The sequence below is a fragment of the Mesorhizobium sp. M7A.F.Ca.CA.004.12.1.1 genome, assembly GCF_003997835.1.
Taxonomy (GTDB): Bacteria; Pseudomonadota; Alphaproteobacteria; order Rhizobiales; family Rhizobiaceae; genus Mesorhizobium.
In genome coordinates this window covers 1-8,814 of the sequence record NZ_RZRK01000194.1, presented here as the reverse complement: position 1 = coordinate 8,814, position 8,814 = coordinate 1, and the positions used below count along the sequence as shown (strand labels likewise).

13 protein-coding genes are annotated in these 8,814 nt (G+C 62.8%); 7 read left to right on the top strand and 6 right to left on the bottom strand.

Features of this window, described 5'->3' with window-relative positions; translation table 11 throughout:
* Window positions 1-131 precede the first annotated feature (131 nt).
* Entirely contained in the window at window positions 132-1,142 is a 1,011-nt protein-coding gene (locus EN984_RS12770) for an NAD(P)H-quinone oxidoreductase (RefSeq protein WP_127272530.1), read from the bottom strand.
* A 123-nt stretch (window positions 1,143-1,265) separates the two neighbouring features.
* On the opposite strand from EN984_RS12770, the gene EN984_RS12765 reads away from it, so the two are divergent.
* Genes EN984_RS12765 through EN984_RS12755 form a run of 3 tightly spaced genes read left to right on the top strand, consistent with a single transcriptional unit; the run spans window position 1,266 to window position 3,093 of the window.
* On the top strand, window positions 1,266-1,460 hold the full coding sequence (locus EN984_RS12765; protein WP_127269295.1) for a DUF1192 domain-containing protein: 195 nt from the start codon (window positions 1,266-1,268) through the stop codon (window positions 1,458-1,460).
* The gene (locus EN984_RS12760; protein WP_348628944.1) at window positions 1,427-2,797 is read left to right on the top strand and encodes an MFS transporter; all 1,371 of its coding nucleotides are present in this window, start codon (window positions 1,427-1,429) and stop codon (window positions 2,795-2,797) included. Before EN984_RS12765 ends, EN984_RS12760 begins: the two co-directional genes overlap by 34 nt.
* 32 nt (window positions 2,798-2,829) lie before the next feature.
* Window positions 2,830-3,093 (top strand): metalloregulator ArsR/SmtB family transcription factor, encoded by a 264-nt coding sequence (locus EN984_RS12755; protein WP_013529232.1) that lies wholly within the window; start codon window positions 2,830-2,832, stop codon window positions 3,091-3,093.
* A gap of 6 nt (window positions 3,094-3,099) precedes the next feature.
* On the opposite strand, the gene EN984_RS12750 is transcribed toward EN984_RS12755, so the two are convergent.
* Together EN984_RS12750 and EN984_RS12745 are read right to left on the bottom strand one after the other, a co-directional pair.
* Window positions 3,100-3,756: a glutathione S-transferase family protein gene (locus EN984_RS12750; protein WP_127269297.1), complete on the bottom strand. Its 657-nt coding sequence runs from the start codon at window positions 3,754-3,756 to the stop codon at window positions 3,100-3,102.
* Window positions 3,757-3,861: 105 nt separating this feature from the next.
* Complete coding sequence (locus tag EN984_RS12745) at window positions 3,862-4,692, bottom strand: alpha/beta hydrolase (RefSeq protein ID WP_127269298.1); 831 nt, start codon at window positions 4,690-4,692, stop codon at window positions 3,862-3,864.
* Window positions 4,693-4,792: 100 nt separating this feature from the next.
* Here EN984_RS12745 and EN984_RS12740 point away from each other — a divergent pair, with 100 nt between their 5' ends.
* The 3 genes from EN984_RS12740 (at window position 4,793) to EN984_RS12730 (ending at window position 6,207) form a co-directional block, all read left to right on the top strand.
* Window positions 4,793-5,314 carry a helix-turn-helix domain-containing protein gene (locus EN984_RS12740; RefSeq protein WP_127269299.1) on the top strand — a complete coding sequence of 174 codons (522 nt, stop codon included), beginning with the start codon at window positions 4,793-4,795 and terminating at the stop codon, window positions 5,312-5,314.
* A gap of 77 nt (window positions 5,315-5,391) precedes the next feature.
* Complete coding sequence (locus EN984_RS12735; protein WP_027037125.1) at window positions 5,392-5,625, top strand: hypothetical protein; 234 nt, start codon at window positions 5,392-5,394, stop codon at window positions 5,623-5,625.
* A gap of 150 nt (window positions 5,626-5,775) precedes the next feature.
* A complete protein-coding gene (locus EN984_RS12730) occupies window positions 5,776-6,207 on the top strand; it encodes a heme-binding protein (RefSeq protein ID WP_127272531.1) in 432 nt (143 codons plus the stop codon).
* Between the two features lie 78 nt (window positions 6,208-6,285).
* Here EN984_RS12730 and EN984_RS12725 read toward each other — a convergent pair whose 3' ends face one another.
* The 3 genes from EN984_RS12725 to EN984_RS12715 form a co-directional block, all read right to left on the bottom strand.
* Window positions 6,286-6,687, bottom strand: a complete 402-nt coding sequence (locus tag EN984_RS12725) for a hypothetical protein (RefSeq protein ID WP_023810946.1) — start codon at window positions 6,685-6,687, stop codon at window positions 6,286-6,288.
* A gap of 245 nt (window positions 6,688-6,932) precedes the next feature.
* A complete protein-coding gene (rpmF, locus tag EN984_RS12720; RefSeq protein WP_008834724.1) occupies window positions 6,933-7,115 on the bottom strand; it encodes a 50S ribosomal protein L32 in 183 nt (60 codons plus the stop codon).
* Between the two features lie 140 nt (window positions 7,116-7,255).
* Entirely contained in the window at window positions 7,256-8,017 is a 762-nt protein-coding gene (locus EN984_RS12715; protein WP_127271462.1) for a transglycosylase domain-containing protein, read from the bottom strand.
* A gap of 222 nt (window positions 8,018-8,239) precedes the next feature.
* Here EN984_RS12715 and EN984_RS12710 point away from each other — a divergent pair.
* Window positions 8,240-8,814, top strand: a 575-nt coding sequence (locus tag EN984_RS12710; protein ID WP_206517423.1) for a polyprenyl synthetase family protein, incomplete at its 3' end; no start/stop codon positions are given.

Sequence of the window (8,814 nt, the reverse complement as noted above, 5' to 3'; positions counted from 1 at the left end):
ATGGTGCTCAAATAGGCGTCATCGATGAGGACTTGAATGGCTGATTTTGCATAGCAATGATGCAAATGCTGCATTGCAGCATTAAGCTTCTGTTCATCTTGTAGGCAGCGAGGCGCTGACCTCGCTCGCTGTCAGCCGACGTCGAGCACGATCTTGCCGATGTGTTCGCCGTCCTCCATCCGCTCATGCGCCCGCCAGGCTTCGCTGAGCGGGAAGATCATGTCCATGACAGGAGCAACCTTGCGCGTGCCGAGCAACGGCCACACCTGCGCTTCCAGCGCCGCCGCGATCGCCGCCTTGAACTCGACGGTGCGCGGCCTCAGCGTCGACCCGGTGTGGGTAAGCCGCTTGACCATGATTTTCGAAAAATCCGCGCTTGCGACAGCGCCGGCCTGCACGGCGATCTGGACGATCCGACCCTCGACCGCAGCGGCCTCATAGTTGCGCGCCACATAGTCGCCGCCGACCATGTCGAGGATGACGTTGGCGCCCTTGCCGTCCGTTGCCTCCTTGACCGCGGCGACGAAATCCGCCTCGCGATAGTTGATCGCCCGGTCTGCGCCGAGCTTCAGGCAGGCGTCGCATTTCTCCTTGCTGCCGGCGGTGGTGATGACATAGGCGCCGAAGGCCGAGGCAAGCTGGATCGCCGTCGCGCCGATGCCGGACGAGCCGCCATGGACGAGCAGCGTCTCGCCTTTCTTGAGGCCGCCACGCTCGAACACATTGTGCCAGACGGTGAAGTAGTTTTCCGGCACCGCCGCGGCTTCGGTATGGGTGAAGCCGGCGGGCAACGGCAGCACGCTCCCGGCATGCACCTTGACATATTCGGCATAGCCGCCGCCGGGCGTCAGCGCGCAGACGCGGTCGCCGATGCGCCAGCGCGATATGTCGTCGCCAAGGGCCGCCACTTCGCCCGACGCCTCGAGGCCCGGCAGGTCCGACGCGCCGGGCGGCGGCGGATAGGCGCCCTTGCGCTGCTGGATATCGGGCCGGTTGACGCCGGCGGCATGCACCTTGATCAGGATCTCGCCGGGGCCGGGCTGCGGCACGTCGCGTGTTTCCGGCTTCAGGACCCGAGGGCCACCCGGCTCCGAGATCGCGATGGCCGTCATCCTTGCCGGAATTTTCTGTCCGCTCGCCATGAGATTTCCCGTCTTTCCTCGCCGTTGTCCGATCGGCTGTTTGCATCGACGCCCCTGCCCTATGTATGCTGATTGCCAAATCAGGCAAATGGCCAATCTGGTCTTGGCGGAGGAGGAGCGACGATGGCGATCTTCGACGACGAACCCAAGAAGAAGTCACGCCCGCACGAGATCGGGCAGGACCTGTCACTGCTTTCCGTCAGCGACTTGACCGAGCGGATCGGTATCCTGCGCGACGAAATTGCCCGCCTGGAAGCCGAACTCAAGGCCAAGGACACCACCAAATCCGCGGCCGAAGCACTGTTCCGCCGCGGATAGGCGCGCTGGCGCAAAGCCCGCCGCCGAAAAGCCCGAATGCGGCTGTCTTCAGACCCAGCGTCCCCGCCAAACCTGAGCCGGATCAAACAATGTTCGCAACCTACCGACCGATCCTCTCGCTGCTTCGCGGCACCGCTTTCCTGCTCGCGGCATCTGGATTGCATGGACTGCTCTTGCCCCTGCGCGGTCAACTGGAAGGTTTCTCGACCGCATCGCTCGGCCTGATGGGCACGGCATGGGCCGGCGGCTTCGTCACCGGCTGCTTCTTCGCACCGCGCATCGTGCGCCGCGCAGGCCACGTTCGCGCCTTTGGCGCCTTTGCCGCATCCGGCGCCATCGTGGCGCTACTGACCGGGCTGATCATCGACGAATATGTCTGGATCCTGCTGCGCGCCTTCACCGGCTTCACCATGGCCGGTGCCTTCATGGTCATCGAAAGCTGGCTGAACGAGAAGGCCACCAACGAGAACCGCGGCACCGTCTTCGGCCTCTACATGATGGTCACTTATGCCTCGATCATGGGCGGGCAGATGATCGTCGCCGGCGGCGACGTGAAGTCCGCATCGCTGTTCATGATCACCGGCATCCTGTTTTGCCTATCGCTCATTCCGACGGCGGTCTCGACCGCCTCTCACCCCAAGCCGCTGCAGGATGTCTCACTTGATGTCAGAGGCCTTTATGCCAATTCGCCGGTGTCGGCGGTCGCTTGCGTGTTGATCGGCATCGCCAACGGCGCCTGGGGCACGCTTGGCGCCGTCTATGGCGCCCGCATCGGCATTTCCACGGCCGAGATCGCCCTGATGATGAGCCTTGTGGTCGTTGCCGGTGCCGCGATGCAGCTTCCGGCCGGGCGTCTCTCCGACAAGACCGACCGGCGTTTCGTGCTGGCGGGAGCGGCTTTCGGCGGGGCTTTGTTCGCGCTCTTGATCTTTCTGTTCGAGCCGCGCTCCGGCGTCTTCGTCATCGTCTTCACTGCCGCCTATGGCGCCTTCGCCTACACGCTCTATTCGATTGCCGTGGCGCATGCCAACGACCACGCGCGCTCGGAGGATTTCGTCAAGGTATCTGGCGGGCTGTTGCTGCTCTACGGCTTCGGCACGATGATTGGACCCTTGCTCGCCGCCGCTTTGATGGGCTGGATGCGCCCGGAAGGTCTGTTCTTGGCGACCGCCTTGGCGCATCTCTGCCTGGCAGGCTACACGCTGCTGCGCATCAGCCGCCGCGCGCCGGTGCCGATCGGCGATCGTGATGCCTTCAAGACGCAGCCGGCCGACCGTTCGGTCACCCCGGAAGCATTGCGGCTCGATCCCAGAAGAAAAGCAGAAGCAGACGGTTGAGATTCGAAAGGCTTTGCCTCACTAATACAGGCATGATGTTTTCCGACGCCTTCATGGCGATTGCCGATCCCAATCGGCGCCATCTTCTGGAAGAACTTCGCCGCGGCCCGAAAACCGTCACCGAACTGGCCGCCGGCTTGCCGGTCTCGCGCCCGGCTGTGTCGCAACATCTGAAAGTGCTGCTCGATGCCGGCCTGGTCCACGCCAAGCCGGAAGGAACAAGGCGCGTCTATACGGTAAGCGGCACCGGCTTCCTCAAACTCAACATCTGGCTCGATCAGTTCTGGGAAGCCTAACCCCGATCAACCGTTGTTGTAGGGGAAGAACTTGAAGTAGGGCTGCGCCTCCTCGATCACCCGGGCGAAGGCGGAGCGCTGCAGCAGCCGGTCATGGTAGCGTTTCACGGTCGGATACTTGTCGCCGAACGGCTCGACCTTGTTGGCATAGAACAGCGCCGGGGACGCTGCGCAATCGGCCATGGTGAAGGTGTCGCCCATCGCCCAGATCTTCGACTGCATGTCTTGTTCGATGATGGCATAGGAATTGCGAAGCTGGTCGCAGGCCTGCTCGACGCCGAACGGGTCAGTCTTGTCCTGCGGCCGCAACCGATCGCCGACGATCTTCTGCATCGGCTCCTGCACATAGAAATCATAGAAGCGGTCGGCTTGGCGAACGGCCAGCGCCAGGTCGATGTCGGCGGGAACGAGGTCGACCGGCCCCGGATAATGCGCGGCCAGATATTCGACAACAATGGTCGATTCCAGCACCGTGCGGTCGCGCGCATCGTCGCGCAGCGCCGGCATCTTGCCGGCCGGCGAAATCTTCAGGAAGGCCGCGCGCGACTGAGCATCGCCAAGATCGACGATGACAGGCTTGAACGGCGTGGCGTTCTCGTACAGCGCGATCAGCGGCTTCCAGCAGAAGGAGGCCAGCGGATGGAAATGAAGCGTCAGGGACATTTTTTGCTCGCCTGTTTCCTGGTTTATCGGTGGCCGGCGCCGGGCATGCTCGTCATAGGTAAACACTGCGGCAAGGATTGCTCGTCAAGGCCTGCTTTTGCCGCTTCAAGCGGCGTGGGCGACGATGCCGGCAACAATCATATCCCAGTCGTTTGGATGCAGCTCGTGGCCGCCACCTTCGATCCGGATGATTTTCGCGCCGGTGACCGCCTTCCCCAGCGCCTCGCCATGTTCGACCGGAAAGATCGGATCGGCCGTGCCGTGGATGACCAGCAGCGGCGCCGTCATTTCATGCAAGCGGCCTTTCCACGCGTCGCCGCCCCTGAGCATGAAATGGTTGGTCGCGCTCAGGAAGCCGCCGGAGCGGTCGTGATCCTGCTCGACAAAGGCACGCATCCGGGCCTCGTCGAATGGATGTGCGACGCTGGCGATCGCCCGCGCATCCCTGACGATGAAATCGACCACCTGGCCACGGTCCGACCAATCGACTTTGGCGCCCTCGGCCGAATGCTCGATATAGGCATCGCTCGTCTGCGGCAGGTGCGAAGTGTCGGTTCCCACGGGCGTGCTGCTGATGACGGTCAGCGATGCGACACGGGACGGGTGTTCCAACGCCACAAGCTGCGCGATCATGCCGCCCATCGACATGCCGACGACATTCGCCTTGCCGATACCGTGGTCGTCGAGAACGCGCATTGCATCGTCGGCCATATCATCGAACGTGTAGGGCGGCTCTCCCGGCTTGTATTTGGTCGAACGGCCGGTATCGCGATTGTCGTAGCGGATCACGAACAGGCCGGCATCGGCCAGTTCCCGGCAAAACGCCTCCGGCCACCACAGCATCGAGGCCATCGCTCCCATGATCAGCAACAGCGGCGGGTTCGCCGGATCGCCAAAGGTTTCGGATATGATTTCGGGGCGTTCGGTCGTCGTCACGGTGCGGCCTCCTCTCCTGCAATACTGATTGCATTTTGCAATCGGTTGCACGATAATAAAACTGATACGACAATGCAACTGGTTTTGGAGAAAAAATCTCATGAGCATGGATCGCCGGTCCGGATGTCCGATCAACCTGTCGCTGGAAGTGTTCGGCGATCGCTGGAGTCTGATCATCCTTCGCGACATGATCTTCGGCGGCAGGCGTCATTTTCGCGAGCTGCTCAACGGATCGATGGAAGGCATCGCCTCCAACATCCTCGCCGATCGGCTGAAGCGGCTGATGGAACTGGGCATGCTGACCAAAGCCGACGACCCCTCGCACAAGCAGAAGGCGATCTACAGCCTGACCGAAATGGCGATCACGCTGGTGCCGATCCTGGCCCATCTTGGCGCCTGGGGCCGCGTCTGGCTGCCGGTCAGCGAAGAACTCTCGATCCGCGCCGAACTTCTGGAAAAGGGCGGACAGCCGATGTGGGACAAATTCATGGACGAGTTGCGCCATGAACATCTCGGCAAGCCGCTCGATACCGCCTCGGGTCCTTCTGTCCGCGCCACCTTGCAGGCCGCCTATGAAGCCCTGGTTGCCAGCAAGGCTCTCGCCGCCGACTCTGCCGCTTGACCAACTTATTTTCCCGTTTGGGGGCCGGCTCTGCTAGAAGAAGCGGAAAATCACAATTCACGGGATTGGATAAGGTCTTGGTTGAGAACTCTCGGGATGCTGCCCGCGCACGCGCCGACCTGCGCTTCAAGAAGCAGGAAGAGGCGGCAACCGTCCGCCAGAAGGCGATGGCCGAATACGTCGCCGAGAGCGACGCCCGCCAGGCCAAGACCAACAAGCTGCGGGCGCTGCGTCTCGCCAAGGAAGCCGAAGACCTCGCCAACGCGCCAGCGGAACCTGCCAAGAAGCCGGCCCGCGCCAAGAAAAAATGACCTGAAGCCGCACAGGCACCAACTCCTATCCGGAGGCTGTGACGGTCGCTTCCTTCCCACCTCTTCACGCGAAGCAATTTCAACCGAAACCGGGATGTTATCTCGCCCGTCGACGGTCGATGATCGACGCCTTTCAGACAGGAGACCGCCATGACCGCACTGCCGCTCGAAAAAGCCAGGCAAATCATCGATGCCGCCTTTGCCAAGGGCTCCGATCTCAAGCTTAAGCCGCTTGGCGTCTCGGTGCTCGACGCCGGCGGGCATCTGGTCGCCTTCCAGCGCCAGGACGGCGCCTCGTTCCTGCGCCCGCAAATGTCGGCCGGCAAGGCCTATGGTGCGCTCGCCATCGGCATGGGCTCGCGCAAAGTCGAGGCTTTCGCCAAGGAGCGCCCGCACCTCGTCGCCGGCATCTCGGACGTCTCTGGCGGACGCGTGCTGCCGGTCGTCGGCGGCGTGCTGATCCGCGACAAGGCCGGAGCCATCCTCGGCGCCGTCGGCATTTCAGGTGACACGTCGGACAATGACGAAGCCGCGGCCATCGCCGGCATCGAGGCCGCCGGCTTCACCGCCGATCCGGGCTGAGCGTCGGGGACGTTACGGGCGTTTCCGACAACTGTCAGCGCAAGCGCCCGTCAAACTTCCGCCTTCCGCGCTGGGGACCTAATTCAGATTGATGTCCCGGCTGGCCGATCGCATCGACACCGCGAATCCGGCCAGCACATCGAACAGCGCGATGACCATCAGCGTGAAGAAGACGGAATGGGCGGCGCCCTTCACCAGCAGGAACTCGACCAGGAAGGCCACGAATACCAGCGTCGACAGAAGATGGTCCATGATCGAGGCATTGGTCGTGCGCACCGACTTCGCCATTTCGAGGAACAGGAAGACCAGCCCGATCAGTATCATCAGGTCGCCCAGCGTCATCGAGAACACGCCGCCCGACATCATACTGAAGGAGAAGACCTCGCTCGCCCACGGATCGTCACCGCTGCCGAAAATTCCCAGCAGTCCGAGGTTGTAGAGCACGAAAGGCACGATCAGCAGCGGAATGGCACCGAACATCTGGCGTCTCCATGTGGGGGCGATCCTTTGTAGAATGCGCCATGGCCACGTCGTCAAGATGTTTCGCCATCAGCGCTGAACACGGTCGAAGACCGCACGCAACAACCATGTCAGCCGGTTGCCGGCCGAAGGATTTGCAACGCCGGCGGTGCACGCCTCGAAATGCGCTGCCGTCCGGCCCAAACGCAAAAGGACCAGCCACCGGCCGGTCCTTATGGAAATTCAAACCTTTGAAAAAGCTGGTCTCAGCTTTCCTTGGGCGTCAACACCTGACGACCGCGATACATGCCGGTCTTCAGGTCGATATGATGCGGACGGCGCATTTCGCCGGAATTCTTGTCCTCGACATAGGTCGGGGCCTTGAGGGCGTCGGCCGAGCGGCGCATGCCGCGCTTGGACGGAGAGGTTTTACGTTTCGGAACGGCCACGGATATGCTCCACTACATGGTCAAAAGCCCCGCCCGCCCTCGTGAAAGGGCCATGTCGGGGCCTAAATCTGAGAAAGTCGGGTGCCTATACACGCCCTGTGCCGTTTTGGCCAGCACTGGCGCGAATTTTTTTGGATCGGCTAGCGGAGACAACCGACATAGGCGCCGGAGCGGCCGGCGCGCCGCTCGATCAGATTGGCGAGCCGCCTCAAGCCAGGCCCGGGTTTGGCCGGATTGCGGGCGATCGGATTTGGCAAGGAAACCGCAAGCAAGGCGGCCTGCCGTCGCGACAGCTGTTTTGCCGAAACGCCAAAATGGTGCTGTGCCGCGGCCTCGATGCCGTAGATGCCCGGCCCCCACTCGGCGATGTTGAGGTAGATTTCCATGATGCGCCGTTTCGACATCACCGCATCGAAATAGACGGCCAGCGGCAATTCGACCACCTTGCGCACCGAGCCCAGCGGCCGCGACCACAGAAACAGGTTCTTTACCGTCTGCATGGTGATGGTCGAGGCACCGCGCGTCGCTTCGCCGGCCAGCGCGTCGTCGACGACGCCTCTCAGCTCGCCGAGATCGACGCCACGATGAAAGCAGAACTGCCCATCCTCCGACATGATGACGGAATTGGCCAGCACCGGCGACACGTCGTCGATCGACACCCAGCGGCGGTCGTAACCGGAGAACGTCGCCAGATCCTTCAACATCAGCGTCGAGACAGGATGCACGAAGAACGGCAGGTAGAGAAAGGTCAGCACGACCGGAATCAAAGCCAGCACCGCGGCCACGACGATGCCGCGCCGGACCCAGCGTTTGAGACCGCGGCGATTTACGCCTCGCGATCTCGTCGCCATGTCCAGCTTTTCGGTTTCATGATCGACGATCGGTTCCGCCAAGCCGCCCAACCCGTGCCAGAGAGCTCGTTTTGAAACGCGCTCCTGTGAGTCATGTGACGGTGTTTTCGAGAACCGGAGCGGAGCGTACATTAGAGTACGCAAGCACCGGAAGCGCAGAAAACGCCCTCAGATGACCGCAGGAGCAGAGTTTCCAAACGGGCTCATACTGCTCCGGCATAATGGCGCTTGCCTTCTTGCGCAACGTCTGAGTGTCGGCTACCGGTCCCGGCCATGACGAATGACGACCAAATGGCGTTCGAAATGGCGCTCATCCGACGCGCTGCCGCCGTCGAGGTGCTGCTGCGGCGGCTGCTCGACGACCGCGCGCTTTCGGGCGAGATCGCCCGGCCTGAGCGGTTGATGGCAGCCATGCGGCACGGCGTGCTGAACGGCGGCAAGCGCCTGCGGCCCTTCCTGGTCATGGAAAGTGCCGCCCTTTTTTCCGCCGATGGCGAGGCGACACTGCGTGTCGCCGCCGCACTTGAATGCGTGCATTGCTATTCGCTGATACACGACGACCTGCCCGCCATGGACGACGATGACCTGCGTCGTGGCCAGCCGACCGTGCACAGAGCCTTCGACGAGGCGACCGCCATCCTGGCTGGCGATGCCTTGCTGACGCTGGCCTTCGACGTCATCGCCGGCGAGGCGACCGCCCTGCCCGCGGAGCGGCGGGCGGCCCTGGTGCTGGCGCTGGCCCGCGCCGCCGGACCCGGCGGCATGGTCGGCGGCCAGAAGCTCGACCTCGAAGCCGAACAGACGCCGCCGGACGAGGCCGGCATCATCCGGCTGCAGGCGATGAAGAC

Coding starts and splice junctions, on each gene's coding strand:
- EN984_RS12770 (WP_127272530.1), bottom strand. CDS start 1,142: ATGGCGAGCGGACAGAAAATTCCGGCAAGGATGACGGCCATCGCGATC.
- EN984_RS12765 (WP_127269295.1), top strand. CDS start 1,266: ATGGCGATCTTCGACGACGAACCCAAGAAGAAGTCACGCCCGCACGAG.
- EN984_RS12755 (WP_013529232.1), top strand. CDS start 2,830: ATGATGTTTTCCGACGCCTTCATGGCGATTGCCGATCCCAATCGGCGC.
- EN984_RS12750 (WP_127269297.1), bottom strand. CDS start 3,756: ATGTCCCTGACGCTTCATTTCCATCCGCTGGCCTCCTTCTGCTGGAAG.
- EN984_RS12740 (WP_127269299.1), top strand. CDS start 4,793: ATGAGCATGGATCGCCGGTCCGGATGTCCGATCAACCTGTCGCTGGAA.
- EN984_RS12730 (WP_127272531.1), top strand. CDS start 5,776: ATGACCGCACTGCCGCTCGAAAAAGCCAGGCAAATCATCGATGCCGCC.
- EN984_RS12725 (WP_023810946.1), bottom strand. CDS start 6,687: ATGTTCGGTGCCATTCCGCTGCTGATCGTGCCTTTCGTGCTCTACAAC.